Below are 18,577 nucleotides of genomic sequence, written 5' to 3' on the forward strand. Positions count from 1 at the left end.
ATGAAGCACTTATTAGCCCTATCGTTTTTTCTTGCATTCAATATTATTTTTTCTCAGAAAATAAATATTAAACAGTTTAATGATTATAATATTGAAAAAATACAGCCTTTAATCTCTTATTTAAATTCCGAAATACAGAAGAATTATAAAGAAAAAGATAAGGCCGTAAGGTATGATAATCTTTTCAGGGCAAGTATGGCAGCACAAAACTATGATATTGCTTTAAGCCAGCTGGATTCAGTACGCAGCGTTTACAGAAAAAGTAATCCCATTATTTCCAATGCAATGGGAACACAGTATGAAATCTATATAAAGGCAAAAAAAAATAAAAAATCCCAACAAGATTTTCAGGGAACATATAAGGAGGAATTTTTAAAAAAATATGAAAGTCTTCCTGTGAAAACACAGATCATACTTCCCCGCTATTTCAATGGAGATACCGAGAAAACAAAAAAAGAGATTCTTGCTTCCCTTAAAAACGATTTTGAGAACAAAGACAGCGTGGATCTGAAAAAAGCGTTACTGCTTTGCAGAAGTTATAACTCCTATGTAACAGGTCCTACATTTGATATTGCAAAAGAGTATTTAAAAGAGCTTGATTCCAAGAACTTTGAAGTGAAAGACAGCTTATTAATCAATAATGAAATAAGCATAAGGGTGGTTTTGAATAAAAAAATTACCCGCCCTGAATCTACCATTCTGGTTAATTCCATCTATCCTGATTCGGAGGATGCCAATGATCAAAAGGTGCAGGCAAGCTATGGCTATCACTCTGTTTACATATATCCAAGAGGAAAATATACAAGCAATTCTTCTATAGAACCTTTTGAACATGAGCAGGAAGATATTAATAAAGTTATTGACTGGGTCATCAAACAACCTTGGAGTAACGGTAAAACAGGAATGATCGGAGGCAGTTACCTTGGGTTCAGCCAATGGGCAGCCGCTAAGAATATTCATCCAGCCTTAAAAACGATTATCCCGCAGGCATCCGTAGGAATCGGTGTAGTAGATTTCCCTATGAATAATAATATCTTTGCCTCTTATTCGCTTCGCTGGATTAATTATGTGACCAACAATAAAATGCTTGATCCGGGTTTCAAAGATGAAGAGCAATGGAATTCTGTTTTTAAAAAATGGTACGTAGGCGGCGAAGCATTTAACAAATTAGATTCTATTGCCGGTAAAAAAAGTATCATTTTTCAGCGTTGGCTAAAACATCCATCATTTGACAGCTACTGGCAGAAAATGATTCCCTACAAAAATGAATATTCTAAAATAAATATTCCGGTTTTAACCATCACCGGATATTATGATTCTGATCAGCTGGGAGCTTTATACTATTTCAGAAATCATTATACATACAACAAAAACGCTGATCATTATTTGATTATCGGTCCCTATGATCATTCAGGAGCCCAGGGATATATCAAAAATAATCTAAAAGGATATACTATTGATTCTGCTGCCAATATGGATATCAGCAATATTACAATGGAATGGTTTGATTATATTCTGAAAGGCCAACCAAAACCGTCTTTCCTTAAAGATAAAATCAATTATCAGGTAATGGGAACCAATGAATGGAAAAGCACTTCCAGCATTGATGATTTTGATAAACATCAATTAAAATTCTATATCAGTACTCATCATCAGCTTTCTTTAGAAAAAGATAAAGAAAAAAGCTTTACACCCCTTACAGTAGATTTAAAAGACCGTTCCAATGCAGATGAGCTTTTAAAGCAAAAAGACAACGTACTTGATCAAAAAATTTACCATTCAGATGCGGTTGTATTCTCATCAGCCCCCTTTGAAAAACCTGTTGAATTTACAGGAAACTTCGTAGGTAATCTGAAATTATCGGTCAATAAAAAAGACGTTGATGTGTACATGAAACTGTATGAAAAGACGAGTGAAGGCAAATATTTCTTACTATCTACGTACTATGGAAGAGCGAGCTATGCTAAAAGTTCAGAAAAAAGAGAACTTTTGCGTGAAAACAAAGAAACGAGCATCAAAGTTACCAATAATGAATTTGTAAGCAAAAAGATGGAGAAAAGTAGCCAATTGGTGTTGATATTAGGTGCTATAAAAAATCCGCTAATGCAGATAAATTATGGAACCGGAAAAGATGTAAGTGAAGAGACCATTAAAGATGCCGCAGCACCTTTGGAAATAAAATTTTACAATAACAGTTTTATAGAAATCCCTATTTCTCTTAATTAATGCCACGTTTCCCCTTTCAGTTTTTTGACAGATTCGTTGTAAGAGCACCGCTTTTTTCTTACAAAGAATTTCAGAATAATTTTTCCGGTGAAAATGCAGCCAACGGAAATTTAGAAAAATATTATAACAACAAGATTTTTAGAGAAGCCATTTATTTAGCTTCTCTTTCTTTGTATGAGGAGATCGAAAAATCTGCAGAAAACGGACTATTGACCTGTAAAACCCTGAATGAAAGAACAAAAAACGCTTTACTAAAATACTATAACCGTACAAGCACCCGCTGCACACCATTTGGTTTATTTTCAGGAGTAGGTACAGGAAAATTTGACAGAGAAAATCAGTTTCCCTCATTCGCAGCGTATGCAAAAGTGAGAGACACAAAACTCGATATGCACTTTTTAGTCGCGCTGTCAGAGCAGTTTCTTTCAGTTCCATACATTAAAAACCATATCATATTTTTCCCTAACAACAGTATCCACAAAATTGGAAATAAAATCCGTTTTGTAGAATATGAAAATAAGGCAGGAAAAAGGGATTATATCATTTCCTCCGCTCCGTTTTCCAAAGAATTAGAACATATCTTACAATTTTCTGAAGCTGGTAAAACAATTGATCAGCTTACCATCACTCTTGTTAATGATGAAATATCTCTTGAAGAGGCACGGGAATTTATTGATGAGCTTATTGAAAATCAGGTACTTATAAGCAAACTTAACCCTACCGTTTCGGGAGGTGACTTTCTGGAATTACTAATTTCCATTTTAAACAGAATTGGCGCCCGTCAGGAAAAAGAGATTTTAGCAGCGCTTAAAAAAAAGGTAAGCAGACTTGATTTACAGTTTGGGAATACAGCAGATGCCTATTCCGACATTGAAGAACTGATCAAAAAACTGAATGTACAATATGAAAAAAAGTATCTTTTTCAGACAGATCTTTATTTTGATGAAGAATTAAACTTATCTTATAAGTGGAAAAAAGAACTGAAGAAAGGAATTTCTTTCCTGAATAAAATTACTGCACCTTACAGTGATACAGCTTTAGAAAAATTCAAAAAGGCGTTTTATGAAAGATTTGAAAATGAAGAAGTTGCATTAGCCCATGCATTAGATCCGGAAATCGGCATTGGTTACTTACAAGATGTTTCAGCAAAAGGAGTTCATCCTTATATTGAAGATTTAATCCTGCCGTATTCTGATCAAAAAAAGGAAATTCAGATTAAGATCAGCCCGATGCAAATGATCCTCAACAGGAAATTACAAAAGGCATATTGGAATAAAGACCATATACTACCATTATCTGATGACGATTTTAATGATTTTGAGGAAGACTGGAATCAACTGCCGGATACCCTATCCGTAATGGCCGAAATTGTCTCAGAAAATCAGCAGAAAAAAATATTTATAAAATCGGTGGGCGGAAATGCAGGAAAATTAATGGGAAGATTCTGTTCAGAAAAATCATCCGTAAAAGATTTAGTGAAAACCATTGCTGAAAAAGAACAGGAACTTAATCCGGACAAAATTCTGGCAGAAATTGTACACTTACCTGAATCCCGAATTGGAAATGTGATCAGAAGACCTTCTCTGAGAGAATATGAAATCCCCTATCTGGCCAGTTCAGCCTCAGAAAAAGAAAATCAGATATGGGTGGAGGATCTGTACCTGTCCATAAAGAATAACCAATTATTTTTAAGATCAAAGAAGCACAATAAAGAAGTAATTCCGCACCTCACAAATGCCCATAATTACGCGAAAAATTCTTTGCCTGTCTATCATTTTTTATGCGATTATCAGAATCAGAATCTAAAGCCTTCTTTATCGTTTTCCTGGGGTAGTTTAGCTCAAATCTATGATTTTCTGCCAAGGGTGGAATATCAGAATATCATCCTGTCTAAAGCACGATGGAAAATTGACCGTGAACACATTCACTATCTGGAATCATTGTTTCAATCTCATGAAAAGGATGTTCTCTTACAAAAGGTTGAAGAATGGAGAAAGTTTAAGCAAATACCACAATGGATACAGTGGGTGAAAGGAGATAATACATTGGCTGTCAATTTTGAAAATTATGATTTAATGCAAATGTTTCTTTCTTCCATAAAAAATGAAAAAGAAATTATTCTTGAAGAATTTTTACACAATGATCAGTCTGACCATATCAATCAGTTCATTTTTCCACTTTATAAAGACCTATAGATAAGATGATAATCAGAAAATTTCATCCGGGAAGTGAGTGGCTCTATTTTAAAATTTACACCGGAGTCAAAACTGCAGATACTCTATTACAGGAAGCCCTCGAACCATTGTTTGAAGAATTAAAAAATCAAGATCTCATTGAAAAATGGTTTTTTATACGATATAATGATCCTAAATCCCATCTCCGGCTAAGATTAAATATTCGAAATCCAGATAATTATAGCCGCATTTTAGAAATGATTAATTCAATATTTCAGGACTATCTGGAATCAGGAGAAGTCTCTTCTGTCATTATAGACACTTACTCAAGAGAAATTGAGCGGTATGGTGAAAATACGATGGAATTTGCTGAGGATCTCTTTTTTAAAAGCAGCGAATTGATTTTAAACTTCCTCGACTACAATGATGAAGAAAAGATCATTACTTCTTTATTTTATATAGATCATACTTTATCAGCATTCCATTTTTCCCTTGAAGAGAAAACCGAGTTTGCAAAGCGTGCTGAAAGTGCTTTCAAATCAGAATTCAATGCAGATAAAAACTTAAATAACCAGTTAAAGAAAAAGTATAATGAATTTTATCCTCAGTACTTTGACTTTATTAATTCTGATGAATTTGTAGAAATCAGAGATGTAATAAAAAGTACGGTCACTGAAATTACAGCAGCTCCTGAAGAACTTGTAAAATTGGAAAAGGATAATCTATTAGAAATAAAACTCAGAGATTTCTTGAAAAGCATTTTTCATATGCATATCAACAGGTTGTTTATTTCCCATCAAAGACTATTTGAAATGGTGGTTTACGATCATTTGCTGCGTTTTTACAAAACCCAGAAAGGATATTTGTTAAAAAAATAATTTGAAGTTTTTTAGTCACTTAGAAAAATAACTATCTTAAATCTATAAATAATTAGAAGAAGATTTTATAAAAAATCCGGCTGCGGTTTCAGAATATTACCAGATGGATCGGGAACATGCCTTTTTACAGGCAAAAGATCAGTTACAATATTTGATATCAGAGAGAGCCCAGATATTTTATTAGTGGTGAGGAAATCAAAATATCAATCTTTAAAAAAGTAAACAAAAATTCCCTACAGCTAAGAGCATACTATTATAGAACTTAGTCTTTTGCCTTCTGGTTATTTTTTCACATTGTAGTTTTTACAAATTAAAAAAACGAAATTGTTTTCATTACGGAAATCCGTAATGAAAATATAAATCTTTGTCTTAAATATGCTCAAGTATCTTTTATAATAGTCCATGGCATTTATGAAGATACAAGTGTTTATGATTTATTAAACAAAAAGACAACAATTATGAAAAAATTAATTTTATTAGCAGCTTTCGGAGTTGCTGGTCTTCTTAGTGCAAAAGGAGCACCTGCAAAGAGCTTAAGTCTTAAAACTGTAAAATCTTCTAAAACAGTACAATTAAAATCAAAAAAAAACTCCTAAAAGTACCTTTTTCACTTATACTTCTTGTGGCGTAGCTGCCACTACAACTCAAGACTGGTCTGCTGAACAAGGACAAGTTTGGGCTGATATGGTTGAAGCAATCTATTGTGGAAACGGTTACTAATCATTAAGAAATAACATTTTTTTATTTGCACATATACAACTATATGTGCAATTTTTATAATTAAAAACAACATCTATGTCATACTATAAAAAGTTATTTCAATTATTCATTTTATTTTATAGCATTCCATTTTATTCTCAGTTAAATATAAAAGATTCTTTACGCGGAGAGTTTATTTATTTAATGAAGGCTAAATTAAATAAACTGACTCCTGATCAAACAGATAAAGAATTTTTTTCATTACAGGTGGCTGATAACCATACTTTTTTTTGCAGTATCAATTCTACAAAGAGAGATTCAGTAGCAGGGGTAGTATCCAAAAAAGCGATTAATAATGGAGCTGGTATTTTTGATTTTAGAGGAATACCAATGCCTCAAACAAAGTTTTCTTATCTTATCATACAGTCAAATGAAAACATACAATTTTTTCAAAGAGTTGCAATGTCATTACTGTCATATAAAGAACCAATAATAAATAATTGGAAACTTATAGATGAAACAAAAGTAATTAACACTATAAATTGTAAAAAAGCAGAGATATATTTTAAAGGAAGGAAATGGACTGCTTGGTACTCAACGGAAATTCCTCTTCCTTACGGGCCTTATAAATTCAGCGGGCTACCTGGACTAATAATCAAAATAACAGATGAAAGGGGAGATTATGATTTTGAGCTTGTAAAATCTGTTTCAAACACTGACTTAAAAGGTAGACTAATAAATATATATGAAAATAGATATACCAACTCTACCGTAACAACTAAAGCCGAATTGAAAAAAGCTTTACAGAATTTCAGAGAAAATTCATTAGGAATCTTAGAAAGCCTTGGAACCAATATTACTCCTGAGCAAAGAAAAATTATTGTTGAGAGGCAAAAAGAACTGCAAATCAAGAAAAAAGGAGAAAATCCAATAGAATTAGAATAATCTCTTCCAAGGATTAGATTATAAAATAAAAAACCGCTCACATTATGTAAGCGGTTGATTTTCTGTGGTCCCACCTGGACTACATGCTTGTATTTCTAATAAATAGATTATCAATTATATACAAAAATAAAATTTATAACAGTGGACACTATAGAGTACACTTTTAATAAATCTATCCCTTTTTGTTTCAACAAATTTACTTATTTTGTAAGAGACAACAAAATCATTCTATTGAAAAAGCTTATTACCATTTTTAGCTTCATTAAGTTATTTCATGAAGCATATCGACAAAACTTACCTCTTGACAATTTTTTAATACAGTTACAAGAATTAATCAATATTGATATAATTGAGCTTATAGAAGCTAACAAAGCTAAAGCAAGTGAAAAGGCTAATGCATGGCAGGAAGAAGCCTATCGTAATTTTGAAAGAATAGGGAAAATAGGAATTGAGCATTCTAATGGGTTAAATTTGGACATTGAACCCAATCCACTATGGGATTGTAGTTTCATGAGAGCTCTTAGAACATTTAATGAAAGAAATTTTTATGTTGCTAATTGCTTATCTAATAAAAAAACTTTTGAAGACAACGACAATCTAATAAAATCTCAAATGAGATTAATGGTTTTTAAAAATGTTTCATTGATATTACCTTCTGATAAACCAGCAAAAGAGTCAACTAATAATACGGATTTCAGTACTGAAAGTAAAGAATCAAAATTTAGCCCAAAAATTCAGGAAAAATATTTGGATAGATTTATCAGCTCTCTTGTATTGCACACTCTTGATAATAATTCAAAAGACAATTTGATAAAACTTTTAAAGGGTGATGATATTAAAGAACCTATAGTATTTTCATGTTCTGCTAATTCTGTTATCTATTTTTTCAGACAAATGCATGAAGAAGAAATAATATTAACCCCTAAATCCATATCAGGGAAATTCATACAACAACATTTTATGTTTAAATGGAGGGGCAAGTTGGCTTTTCCAAAAGATGACAGTATCAAAAACTACCTTACACGAACAGAGCCTTCTTCGGTTTCACATAAAATTATTTTAGTCGAGTAAATACTAAAGTTTGTTAATTTTTATAACTCATACATAACACCACAATAACACTGTATTGATGGTGTCATAAAAATGTGTGTATACTTGCACTGTAATTACGATACAGCAATAGCTATTTGCAAGTCTAACAATAAAAACATTATACAATTATGAATTTTAAGAATGAAGAACTTCTTACACTATATGACTTAGAAAAGATTTTAAAAAAAGGAAGAACTATGATATGGCAATATCGAAAAGAGGGCAAACTTATTCCTTACGGAATGTGTGGAAAAAGTCCACTATTTAGAATGGAAGATGTGGAAGTTTTTTTAACAGAATCACTAAAAATCAATTAACCATTAACAAATGCATAGAAGTGCTTTAGTTGGCTAAAATAGCAACAAAGCAGTAGCTATTTACAAAACATTAACTAATAAAATAAATAAGACAATGAAATTCGACAACAATCAACTACTAACTCTTGATGATTTAGAAGACATCTTAAAAAAAGGAAGAACTATGCTTTATCAATACAAAAAGATAAACAAGCTCACCTCATCTGACATGTGCCCATTATTCACAAAGGGAGATATATTAAATTTTTTTGTACAAATAGTACTAAAAACCAATCCAAATGAAAAAGAACATTGATAACATTGAATTGAGAGTGTCCGAAAAGAATTCAGTATTAGGTAACTCCATTCAGAGGTATTTCAACTGGACTAACAAAGATGTAATGAAAGTCTTTAGGATTGAAAAACAGACTGTATTATCAATGGAGCCATGACTCCCATCAATTAAAGTACAATATCAAAACCCACTTTTGTGGAATTCCTTTATTGGTTTCCAGTATGAGAAAATCCATTTTTAATTGTAATTCTCCCCTACTTCATTAAATTGGAAATCAACATTTTACCAAAATTTAAGTTAACGAAAAAGACATAGTGAAGCACTTTGTACAGCCAATGCTATGTCTTTTTTTCTTAACAAACTCTTAAAAAATTTTAGAAACTCTTGAAATGATGTGTTCACATTATTTGAAACCCCATGCACAAATATGAAATTATTAATACCAGAAAATATTAAACAAAAAATATCTGACCTTTCTAAGCTTGAGTACCCTTTTAGATTCAAAGAGGATATAGCTCTATACCTTCTTAATCTAATTATCTTTGGCTATTATGGAAAGGATTTTCAAGATGGGGACTACCTTAGTCTTTCATCAAGGATTCTGGAAAAGAATGCAGGAAAAGGTTATAACAAATACCTTGACCTCTTTCTAGATGAGAAGATTATAGACAAAATCAATTATTCAACTCACGAAAAAAACGGTCATTGCAACCTTTTTAGACTCAATGAGAAATGGTGTGACTTTGAGATAATTCACACCCATCCAGTTAAAAACACTAAGATAAGCAAAACACTAAAAGCAAGGGTTTTCCCTTCTGCAAAACAAAAATATCACCACTTATGGAAATGGTACAATGATAAAAAATTCACTTTTGATACCACAGGAGCAAGGCAAGAACTGCAAAACACAGAGTTTTCAAAATCAAGACTTTGGATGGAAAACACTATTCTCAACCTTGAACAGGGCTATAAATGGTTTATTTGCCACAGCAAGGACAAAAGGCTCCATACCAACCTAACCAATATGAATAAGGAGTTAAGAAAATATCTAAAATACGATGGACAGAGCCTCCAAAACATTGATATTAGCAACTCCCAAATATTCTTTCTGTTGGTATTACTACATAAGATTAAGAATAGAAAACTACAAAATACAGAAACAGAATCTAGTATTATCTTAGAACTATCCTTTTTAAGCCTCTGTAATAAGGAGTTTCAGAGTTTTCATGATTTGGTAGTATCAGGCACGTTTTACAAAGTTTTAGGTGAACGATTGATGAAAGAAAAAGGATTTGGGGACTACTATATCAAAATGGAATATGATTATAAAAGTAAGAAAGTTAACTATGTCAGGTTTGATAACCCCAAGGACTTAATGAAGCCTATTGCTTTTGAGATTTTGTTTTCAAAAAACAACCACTATACCCCCGAGAAAAAATGGTTTAGAGAACAGTTTCCAACTATTTACAAAGTGATAGAAATCATCAAATCCAAAAATCATAATACCCTAGCCCTACTACTTCAAAACCTCGAAGCAGAGGCTATTTTAGACATTACAGCCACCAAGATAAAGGAGTTTAATAAAGACATTCCTATTTATACTATTCATGACTCTATTCTGACAATTCCAGAGTACACTCATGACGTTAAAAGGATTATGATTGAAAGTATTTTCGAATTTACAGGATTAAAACCCTCCGTTTCTGTTGAATAAATAAGATAATGATTTAAGGAGTGAAACTTGCTGATTTTAAATCTGAAGTTGGATAGGTTATAACTTTGTTTTTACAAGAGTCCATAATAAAGATATAATCTGATGTCTTTCTTATAAAATATCTACAACTATCTGTTTCTGAAAGTATTTTTAGAGGCTTATTATCATCTTTTAATACAACATCAAACTTTGGTTTTTCTTTCTTCCTGCTTTCTGCATCAGTTACTGCATACAGAACACAAAAGAGCATGAAACAAACAGCCCCCATTACAATTCCTTCAATTTTACTTTTAAATAAATAGATTAAAATTGCAAGAAACAAAAGAATTGATAACCAAAAAGCACCTCTTTTTGGAATTACTTTAAATTCATAAAAGGTAAATACAAGTATGCCTAAACATAATATAACAAAAATCAAAATCTGCCAATTCTTAAACTCTTCCTTTTTTTCATCTTCTAATAAAAAGCTAATGATAACAGACAGTAACGGTAATGAAGCACCTATCAAAAGTATTGCAATTAAAAAAAACAAGACACTTTTCTCATACAAAATAGCAATACAGTCATTTACATTAAAATACAGGGATTCGTAACCAACCCCAAATTTATTCATGTAAAAAACTAGATAGATAAACCCTGCAAATGGAAAAATTGCCAAAATTGGAATTACCCTTATTGAAACCTGATTATCTAATGGTTTATAAGGACTTTTTAAAAATTCTAATACTTTATTACTTAAACGTGGAAGTAACTTCATTTCGTAAATGTGATTTTTAATAACTATTTGATTAGCCATATCAGAAATCCAATATAAGAGTTTTTAATGAAATTAAGTTCTATACTTCTTTCTGAAACATTCTAAAAGCTGTTTTACAAAAAATAGATTTTAAACATTCACTTTGAATTAATATCTTTGTAACTTACTTCAACGAAAAAATAAAAGTGTAAACTTTTGCTTTTGTCTTGTGAATCGGCAAAATTCAACCTTATCACAAAATGCAAATAGTTTAGCACACTTGTCATGTCATATGGCAAGTGGCTATCCTGTTTTATGTGATATGGCTTTGCCGAGCCAACGAGACTAGAGCATGTGAGAAACCACTTGCTTTTTTTTTGCCTTTATGGTAACCCATAATGGTATAGGATTATTAAAAATTAATTTTAAAATCAATTAAACTATTTGATATGAAACATTTATTTCTTGCAGTCTTAATGGCTGCTTCTCTCGTAAGCTGTTCTAGCAACGATGACACCACAACACCACAACAAAACAACCCTATACAAACGGTATATTTCCACCCTCCTCAGTGGATTCAAGGAAGCTGGAAAATTTCTAATACATCAACAACGTATTTCAAGTTCACCAATGATGACTTTATTCTGGTAACTCCTTACACTAGCTACAAAGCAATTTTAGAGCAGACAGCAGCTACGGGGCAACCTGCTAAAGTAGTAGAACAAATTTCTGACTATTACTATGAGTTTACAATAACAGCAGGTGCTTCCTCTGGGCAATACAAATTCAAGAAAATTAGTGATACAAAGATTCAATGGGTTGGTAGTACTCCTTTCTTTTTGGATAAAGAATAAACAACTTTAAGATTAATTAATATGAAAAAAATATTACTTCCCTTAGTGTTGTTTACACTCCTTGCTAAAGCCCAAACACAACAGGATTATTACAATTCCAATCCTTCTGGAATAGACCCTATAATTGGGATGAAAGAAACTCAAAGTGAGAGCATTAGGGCTGTTGATGAGATTTTGAAAAATAATAAACCAAGTAAAATCGGGCAAAAGTTAGAAAAGTCTCAGGAAATGGTTGAAAATCTTGAAGTAGCAAAGTTTGAAGATGTCTACCAACCTGCAACACCTTCTGAAAATAGAAACTATAATCAGTCTGGAAATACCCAAAACAACCCTCAGAGTATTGAGGTTGACCCGTTCAGTTCCCCAGAGGATAAATCACCCTCTTTTCAAGGTGAAAAAGTGGATGCAGACCAGTATTACAATCAGCAACCAGATGGAAGCTACATTAAAAAAGATACTGGTTATCAGAAACCGAGCAATCAGAGCAATGATAACACTGTTTTAATCGTTGTTATCCTAATTGTTGGGGCTGGAATCATCGGGGCTATTGTAACTAATAAACAGAAAAACACAAACAACAGCCATGATAGGGAATAGATTTTATGACAAAATCCATAACTGGCTACTTCCAGTGCCAGAACAGCAGTGTGATGTTTTTCCTCCTTTACATCATTACTCTACACCATTTAAAAAACTCATAATAGATTATTTGGCTTGGAATGGAATTGATAAAAAGGGAAATATAACCAGTAACAAGGTTTATCCAACCCGTATGGAAATTCTGGAAAACCGAACAATACTGAGGAAATGTGGTTTTACAACTGCTGATATTGAGAAACTGATAGTTTTAGAGTTTCTGGATATGAAAAGAAATATCCCTGATTTAGATTCAGAAATGTTTGTCTCAATTTTTGAGGAGAACTACCATAATCTAAAACTTGTCAAACTTACCACTTTAGAGGCTCAAAAATCGAACGAAACTACAAAGTGGCACTACGATAACATCAAAGGGTTTTTGATCGAAATTCAAGGCTATTTAGAAGCTAAGCATTTAAGAACCCGAATTGAGTGTGATTTTTCTGAAACTAGAAATTGGTATAACACTGCCAAAGTAGAGGAATTTGTAACTCCTTTTGCAAAGATAGGTTTAAATTGTAACAAATCAGCCAGATTTAGTATTAATTATTTTATTAATCCTCATCTAAGGGAGCTTATAGGAGAATCTCTGGTTGATAATCTGGAAAAACGATTCAATGAGTTTATTACTGGTGAAATGAAAGACCATGTAAAAATGATTCCCTTAAATCGTAGGTATGACAGGTATTTCGAGGAGCTCTTGAGATTTACCCGTACATTCCCAAATTACAAAGCTGTTATTACTGATAAAAATTCTTTAGAAATAGAAAGACAAACATAGACCCTTTATGAGGTTTTAGAAAAGAGAAATTCCCTCTAGTTTTAGGGGGAATTTTTGGGCTCCCTTATATATGTAGCAACATAAATGTAATATTTCACATATTAAAATATTGATTATCAGATATTTGATAAAAACAAATAGCAGGTTGGATTTTAATAAATTAAAAGCTCTTGAAATTAATAAGAAGTTAGCCTTTATCAAAATTCTGAATTTCGTTAAGAATATTCAAGAAAATCTTGTTTAATTCCAGATGCAATTTAAAAATACTATTTCCAATTGTAAATATTCTCTTAGGTTCTAAATCCTGAAAAACTTGTATTTGAGTAAATGGGTTTTCGTCTTTATGGGCAATGATGTTTGTTCTGATTTCTTTCAAATATTTTTCATCTTCCTTCAATGCTTGTATTTTAATCTTGATTTGTTTAAGCTCCTCATCTATTTTGTTGTCATTTATTTGTTTTAGAATTTCTTTAACATCTTTATTTCCAGTAAGTCTACCAGAATTAATTAGTATTTCATATGAATTAAGAGCTACGATTCTTGCAAAGTAAGCTCTTTCAATACTATTATTTAAAACATTACTTAAATCTAAATACTTTAAGCCTACCAGAATATCACTTACCACGAGTGAGTTATGCAGCATTTTGTTAAGGATAAGGTGAAATTTATGATTTCTTTCTTCATTTAATATTTTAGGGTAAATCTTTAAACCTTTAATGTTTTTATTTATCCCTAAAATTAGTTTATCATAATGATTAATTAATTCCTGCATAATTACATTATTGAATCTACCGAATATTTATAAAAAGTAATTGATACCTTCTGAGCTCCTCTGTCATGTTAATTATCAATCCCTTAATTCAGTATTTTAATATTCATATCATTAGTCTTTTGGATCTTTGTTGTATCTTTCAATTGAAAATCTACCCAATGTTCAAGTGCTAACTTTATTGTACTATTGGGATTGACAAGTTCAGATTTTTCAAAATTACTACTCTCTATTGGATTGGATAATTTTATTTTATCATCGTTTTTATGTTTAGATATAAAGTTCTTTTGTTTGGATATATAGTTTTCAACAATCAAAGCAAAGTCAACCGATTCGGTTTTATCAAAGTCTATTTTTGATTGATTAATACTACCATAAAAATCAAATATGATTTTTTCAAATAATATAAATCCTCCTTCATGTTTCAGGTGCTTATACTGGCTATTACTAAAATCAACTATGACTTTTGTAGACAATCCTAATTCATTTTCATCTTCTTTAGGTTCTATCAGTGAATTGAAGGATTGAATATATTTATTTAAAATTTCAGTTCGTATATCTATCAATAACTGAAGCAAATTTTCTCCTTTCTCTCCATTTAAATTAACCAATTGTAAATGTTCAGGGTATGTCTGTTTTTCAGTAAAAAGAATTTCCATTTGAGGTTGTGATTTTGGCAGCAAATTTAATGGTGAATACCAAAGTGTGTTTGGGACATCGATATTTTCAATTTTTCCATTGAACACTTGCAGATATAATGAAAATACTTTACCTGTATGTCCATATTCATCATCTCTAATATCTCTTATAATAAAAATATCGATATTTTTATTTTTTGCATACTCAATTGCCCCCTCTTCGTACCCCTTAGTAGTAAAGATTACCCCCTTATTTGCATTTAGGTCTTCTACTGATGCAAAAAGCACGTCTATTACTTGCCTCGTAACGGGTTTTTTCCATCTTTTACACTCAATGATTGTAATATATTCATGTAGTTTTGTCTTTTGAGTTACCCTCACATCTATTTGTCTTTTTGCATTTGATTTACCAGTTAATGTGACATTATGTTCAACAATAACTTGTTCAGAATCACTATACATATCTGCAACAAATATTTCAAAGTTTTTCCAATCAATTAATTTATCTATAAAACTTACATTCATTTCTTATTCTTGTTTAGTAATTCTAATTTTCAATAAAAATAGAAAATTATATCCTTAAAAGTGCTCCAAATGAGACTAATTATTTTAGCCTACACCTATCATTAAAACTATTACTAACGCTCTTAAAATGTTTTCATCTAGGATAATTAGTGGTAATATTTAAATTACTCACTGTTTGTTGTATCTTTGATAGAAACAACATGGAAACTTAAAAGATGGAGAAATATTATGTATTTGGTGATGAATCTGGAACACCTTCAAAAAACGATGGTATAAGTCATTTCATTTATGCTTGTGTTCTTATTAAAGAGTCAGAGCTACAAAAAGCTAGAGAAGCTAGAAGCTACATCAGTCAGCAATTTCTAAATGGACATGTAATTAAAGCAAGCAATAGAGCAATAAGTAAGAATTTTTCAAAGAGAATTCAAATCTTAAAATACTTATGTGAGAACTTAGATTTCCACATACATTCTTTAATCATTGATAAAAAAGCCCTATTCAGTAAAGGCTTAGATATTAAAACTAGCTTTATAAAATTTTTTCAAAGAATTCTTTTAAATGATTTAGCAGGAAAAGTTTCATCATTCCAAGTGTTTATTGATTCAACTGGAAATGACGATTTTCAAATAAGCTTAAAAAAATATTTAATTGCAAATATACCACAGTTCCAAGCCAATCTTTTCAATCAGGAAAACAGCTATCATTTAAAAAGTGATGAGGAAGAAGAATTAATTCAATTAGCAGATTTAGTTTCCAATTCATTAATGATGATTTATTCGGAATCTAAGAGAAATGCTAATTGGGAAGAATTGTTTAATACATTAGAATCGAAATTGTTTCAACCTCTTGTCTTTCCTTATAATTCAATTCTCAATCAAGAAGAAAATGAAGAAAATTTCAAGGTATCAAAATCAATATATAGTAGTGTTTTAGAAACAATTGAAAGGTTTAGAGAGGGAAATATTGATAAAGTCAAAAGTGTAATAGTAAATCATTTAGTATACGTATCTAGAATATTCCCAACTCGGTTAATAGAGACTTATGAATTAAAAGATGAAATAAAAAGAGCTTTAAATCTAGATGTGAGCTTAGAAAATATTAGAATTCACATCAGAGACTTAAGATATAAAGGTGTCTTAATCATATCAAAAGCTGGCAAGAGTGGGTATAAAATAGCTGTTAATGAACAAGATATCAGCTCATATTTTCAACACTATCTATCTTACATCATTCCAATGCTAGAAAAGGCTAATATTGCTGATGAAGCAATAAAAATCAGTATGGATTCTACCAATTACAATAAGATACATAAGTTTATTAAAGCTTTAAAGGAACCTGATATATTAGAAAACTAACGTCTTAATCAATACATACTTATTAATTTTTAGAAAATATAACATCAACTATAAAAACATGAATACATCTATAGGCTTTGCATTAATGAACATTTTTAAAGAACCTATTTTAAAAAAAGCAAAAGAATTAAGTGAGGAATATGCTTTCATATATGAAAATGGACTTGTTAAATACATCAATAACTATTATGACAAGTTTTCAAACATTAAAACGTTTATCTATAGAGACCAGAGAGTCCCGTTTTATGATGTTTACTTTCCTGTCAATATACAATCAAATCAAAAACGTATAAAAGACATACAGAAATTAATCGATAGTAAGAGGTATGTAAGCATAATTGGCAATGCTGGTAGTGGAAAAAGTATGCTAACAAAACATCTTTTTATTTCAAATGCACAAGACTGTAAATCAGTGCCAATTTTAGTTGAACTAAGACAATTAAACAATTCAGAAAATACTATTGAAGATTTAATTAATTCTATTATAACCGATAATAAAATATCACCCAGTAATAAAATAACTAACCAAATTTTAAGTGAAGGCAATTTCGTTTTTATATTAGATGGTTATGATGAAATTTTCTCTATTAACAAACAGAAAACTACAGCAGACATAGAGAATTTTGTAGATAGATACAGCAATAATAAATTTGTTATCACATCAAGACCAGGTGCTGGGATTGAATCTTTTCAAAGATTTAACAATTATGATATTTCCCCATTAGATAATACCGAAATTAGTGAATTTATAAATTTACAATTTGACAAGCATGAAAACAAAGGGATTGCAAACAAAATAATTCAGGAAATAGAAAAGACTTCTAATAAGCATTACAAACATTATTTGTCAAGCCCACTATTATTATCAATGTTTATCTTCACCTTTAATAATTATCCAGAATTACCCAAACAACAAAGCAGGTTTTATTGGAATGTTTTTGACACTTTATGTACTAGACATGACTCGTTGTCAAAAACAGGAGGCTGGCAACATGAAAGAAAGTCAGGCTTAAAAAATGAAGAGTTAGAAAAAATACTTTTCTGGTTATCATATATAACCTTATTTGATGGGAAATATAGTTTTGATTATCAATCATTAAGTAATGACATAAAGAAGATTGTAGGTAAATTTAATATTAATGCTGATATTGATAATATAATTTATGATCTCAACATATCATTATCAATACTTATAATTGATGGATTAGTATACACTTTTCCTCACAAATCATTACAAGAGTATTTTGCTGCATCATTAATAAAATCATTAGATGATAATCAAAAGCAAAATGTTTATACTGACAAATTTAAAAAACTAACTAGGTTTTCAAATGGAGGTAATATAAACTTTTATAAAATGTGTATGGAACTAGATAAAATCTATTTTTTGAAATATTTTTTAATTCCAGAAATAAAATCAAGATTTAGACTTGATATCGAAAGTAACTTAGACAAAATGAATTATATTTTTGAATTTTTAAAATTAGAATTAGGATTCAAAAAAATTAACAAAAAGTATAGTTTAAAATCTGTTGCTTATGCCTCTGCTGATATAGTCTCATTAGTCAGAGATGGAATGAGTTTCGTTCATGTCTTTAAGACAATAGATGAAATAATAAAAGGAGATTCAGACTTTGAATACTATCTTAAAAATAAGGGTGAAGAAATTATAAATAATAGAGGAGACAGGGAGATAAGACTAGGCATTGAAGACTTTAAAAAAACTGTAGTAGCAACTGTTATTAATAACTATAAAGTTATTAATGATTTCTCAAACAGTTATGATGAAATTAGAGATAGGATTAAAAACTTTGAGAATTCTCTGGAAATAGAACAACAAGGAACACTAGATTTATTAGACATATAAGATGTAATAGCCACGACTTTATCTGACAGTTAGGGTTTAAAAATAATTGTCAGTTATCCAATACTGTCCTTACTTCCAAAAGTAAGGATTTTTTGTT

16 protein-coding genes are annotated in these 18,577 nt (G+C 30.6%); 13 read left to right on the forward strand and 3 right to left on the reverse strand.

What is annotated here, in order from left to right; genetic code table 11:
• The 8 genes from BLW74_RS18130 (at window position 1) to BLW74_RS18165 (ending at window position 10,319) form a co-directional block, all read left to right on the forward strand.
• Entirely contained in the window at window positions 1–2,226 is a 2,226-nt protein-coding gene (locus BLW74_RS18130; protein ID WP_089694675.1) for a CocE/NonD family hydrolase, read from the forward strand.
• On the forward strand, window positions 2,226–4,421 hold the full coding sequence (locus BLW74_RS18135; RefSeq protein WP_089694677.1) for a lantibiotic dehydratase family protein: 2,196 nt from the start codon (window positions 2,226–2,228) through the stop codon (window positions 4,419–4,421). Before BLW74_RS18130 ends, BLW74_RS18135 begins: the two co-directional genes overlap by 1 nt.
• Window positions 4,422–4,426: 5 nt before the next feature.
• Window positions 4,427–5,278: a thiopeptide-type bacteriocin biosynthesis protein gene (locus BLW74_RS18140; RefSeq protein ID WP_089694679.1), complete on the forward strand. Its 852-nt coding sequence runs from the start codon at window positions 4,427–4,429 to the stop codon at window positions 5,276–5,278.
• Window positions 5,279–5,736: 458 nt separating this feature from the next.
• The gene (locus tag BLW74_RS22550; RefSeq protein ID WP_167358467.1) at window positions 5,737–5,874 is read left to right on the forward strand and encodes a hypothetical protein; all 138 of its coding nucleotides are present in this window, start codon (window positions 5,737–5,739) and stop codon (window positions 5,872–5,874) included.
• Between the two features lie 199 nt (window positions 5,875–6,073).
• Window positions 6,074–6,922 (forward strand): GLPGLI family protein, encoded by an 849-nt coding sequence (locus tag BLW74_RS18145; protein ID WP_089694681.1) that lies wholly within the window; start codon window positions 6,074–6,076, stop codon window positions 6,920–6,922.
• Window positions 6,923–7,153: 231 nt separating this feature from the next.
• Complete coding sequence (locus BLW74_RS18150) at window positions 7,154–7,993, forward strand: hypothetical protein (RefSeq protein ID WP_089694683.1); 840 nt, start codon at window positions 7,154–7,156, stop codon at window positions 7,991–7,993.
• A gap of 149 nt (window positions 7,994–8,142) precedes the next feature.
• Window positions 8,143–8,331, forward strand: coding sequence for a helix-turn-helix transcriptional regulator (locus BLW74_RS18155; protein ID WP_089694685.1), 189 nt, complete (start codon window positions 8,143–8,145; stop codon window positions 8,329–8,331).
• A gap of 701 nt (window positions 8,332–9,032) precedes the next feature.
• Window positions 9,033–10,319: a hypothetical protein gene (locus BLW74_RS18165; protein ID WP_089694689.1), complete on the forward strand. Its 1,287-nt coding sequence runs from the start codon at window positions 9,033–9,035 to the stop codon at window positions 10,317–10,319.
• 13 nt (window positions 10,320–10,332) lie between these two features.
• On the opposite strand, the gene BLW74_RS18170 is transcribed toward BLW74_RS18165, so the two are convergent.
• Window positions 10,333–11,076, reverse strand: coding sequence for a hypothetical protein (locus BLW74_RS18170; protein ID WP_139265768.1), 744 nt, complete (start codon window positions 11,074–11,076; stop codon window positions 10,333–10,335).
• A 428-nt stretch (window positions 11,077–11,504) separates the two neighbouring features.
• On the opposite strand from BLW74_RS18170, the gene BLW74_RS18175 reads away from it, so the two are divergent.
• Genes BLW74_RS18175 through BLW74_RS18185 form a run of 3 tightly spaced genes read left to right on the forward strand, consistent with a single transcriptional unit; the run spans window position 11,505 to window position 13,326 of the window.
• Window positions 11,505–11,909, forward strand: a complete 405-nt coding sequence (locus BLW74_RS18175; protein ID WP_089694693.1) for a hypothetical protein — start codon at window positions 11,505–11,507, stop codon at window positions 11,907–11,909.
• A 21-nt stretch (window positions 11,910–11,930) separates the two neighbouring features.
• A complete protein-coding gene (locus tag BLW74_RS18180) occupies window positions 11,931–12,506 on the forward strand; it encodes a hypothetical protein (protein WP_089694695.1) in 576 nt (191 codons plus the stop codon).
• Complete coding sequence (locus tag BLW74_RS18185; protein WP_089694697.1) at window positions 12,493–13,326, forward strand: hypothetical protein; 834 nt, start codon at window positions 12,493–12,495, stop codon at window positions 13,324–13,326. Before BLW74_RS18180 ends, BLW74_RS18185 begins: the two co-directional genes overlap by 14 nt.
• 187 nt (window positions 13,327–13,513) lie before the next feature.
• Here BLW74_RS18185 and BLW74_RS18190 read toward each other — a convergent pair whose 3' ends face one another.
• Window positions 13,514–14,098, reverse strand: coding sequence for a hypothetical protein (locus BLW74_RS18190; RefSeq protein WP_089694698.1), 585 nt, complete (start codon window positions 14,096–14,098; stop codon window positions 13,514–13,516).
• Window positions 14,099–14,181: 83 nt separating this feature from the next.
• Window positions 14,182–15,258, reverse strand: coding sequence for a restriction endonuclease (locus tag BLW74_RS18195; RefSeq protein ID WP_089694700.1), 1,077 nt, complete (start codon window positions 15,256–15,258; stop codon window positions 14,182–14,184).
• A gap of 215 nt (window positions 15,259–15,473) precedes the next feature.
• Between BLW74_RS18195 and BLW74_RS18200 the strand changes: the two genes are divergently transcribed.
• Both BLW74_RS18200 and BLW74_RS18205 read left to right on the forward strand, forming a co-directional pair.
• Window positions 15,474–16,613 (forward strand): DUF3800 domain-containing protein, encoded by a 1,140-nt coding sequence (locus BLW74_RS18200; protein WP_089694702.1) that lies wholly within the window; start codon window positions 15,474–15,476, stop codon window positions 16,611–16,613.
• Between the two features lie 58 nt (window positions 16,614–16,671).
• The gene (locus BLW74_RS18205) at window positions 16,672–18,480 is read left to right on the forward strand and encodes an NACHT domain-containing protein (RefSeq protein WP_089694704.1); all 1,809 of its coding nucleotides are present in this window, start codon (window positions 16,672–16,674) and stop codon (window positions 18,478–18,480) included.
• Window positions 18,481–18,577 lie beyond the last annotated feature (97 nt).

Source organism: Chryseobacterium culicis (genome assembly GCF_900108365.1).
Lineage (GTDB): Bacteria > Bacteroidota > Bacteroidia > Flavobacteriales > Weeksellaceae > Chryseobacterium > Chryseobacterium culicis.

Coding starts and splice junctions, on each gene's coding strand:
- BLW74_RS18130 (WP_089694675.1), top strand. CDS start 1: ATGAAGCACTTATTAGCCCTATCGTTTTTTCTTGCATTCAATATTATT.
- BLW74_RS18135 (WP_089694677.1), top strand. CDS start 2,226: ATGCCACGTTTCCCCTTTCAGTTTTTTGACAGATTCGTTGTAAGAGCA.
- BLW74_RS18140 (WP_089694679.1), top strand. CDS start 4,427: ATGATAATCAGAAAATTTCATCCGGGAAGTGAGTGGCTCTATTTTAAA.
- BLW74_RS22550 (WP_167358467.1), top strand. CDS start 5,737: ATGAAAAAATTAATTTTATTAGCAGCTTTCGGAGTTGCTGGTCTTCTT.
- BLW74_RS18145 (WP_089694681.1), top strand. CDS start 6,074: ATGTCATACTATAAAAAGTTATTTCAATTATTCATTTTATTTTATAGC.
- BLW74_RS18155 (WP_089694685.1), top strand. CDS start 8,143: ATGAATTTTAAGAATGAAGAACTTCTTACACTATATGACTTAGAAAAG.
- BLW74_RS18165 (WP_089694689.1), top strand. CDS start 9,033: ATGAAATTATTAATACCAGAAAATATTAAACAAAAAATATCTGACCTT.
- BLW74_RS18170 (WP_139265768.1), bottom strand. CDS start 11,076: ATGAAGTTACTTCCACGTTTAAGTAATAAAGTATTAGAATTTTTAAAA.
- BLW74_RS18175 (WP_089694693.1), top strand. CDS start 11,505: ATGAAACATTTATTTCTTGCAGTCTTAATGGCTGCTTCTCTCGTAAGC.
- BLW74_RS18180 (WP_089694695.1), top strand. CDS start 11,931: ATGAAAAAAATATTACTTCCCTTAGTGTTGTTTACACTCCTTGCTAAA.
- BLW74_RS18185 (WP_089694697.1), top strand. CDS start 12,493: ATGATAGGGAATAGATTTTATGACAAAATCCATAACTGGCTACTTCCA.
- BLW74_RS18190 (WP_089694698.1), bottom strand. CDS start 14,098: ATGCAGGAATTAATTAATCATTATGATAAACTAATTTTAGGGATAAAT.
- BLW74_RS18195 (WP_089694700.1), bottom strand. CDS start 15,258: ATGAATGTAAGTTTTATAGATAAATTAATTGATTGGAAAAACTTTGAA.
- BLW74_RS18200 (WP_089694702.1), top strand. CDS start 15,474: ATGGAGAAATATTATGTATTTGGTGATGAATCTGGAACACCTTCAAAA.
- BLW74_RS18205 (WP_089694704.1), top strand. CDS start 16,672: ATGAATACATCTATAGGCTTTGCATTAATGAACATTTTTAAAGAACCT.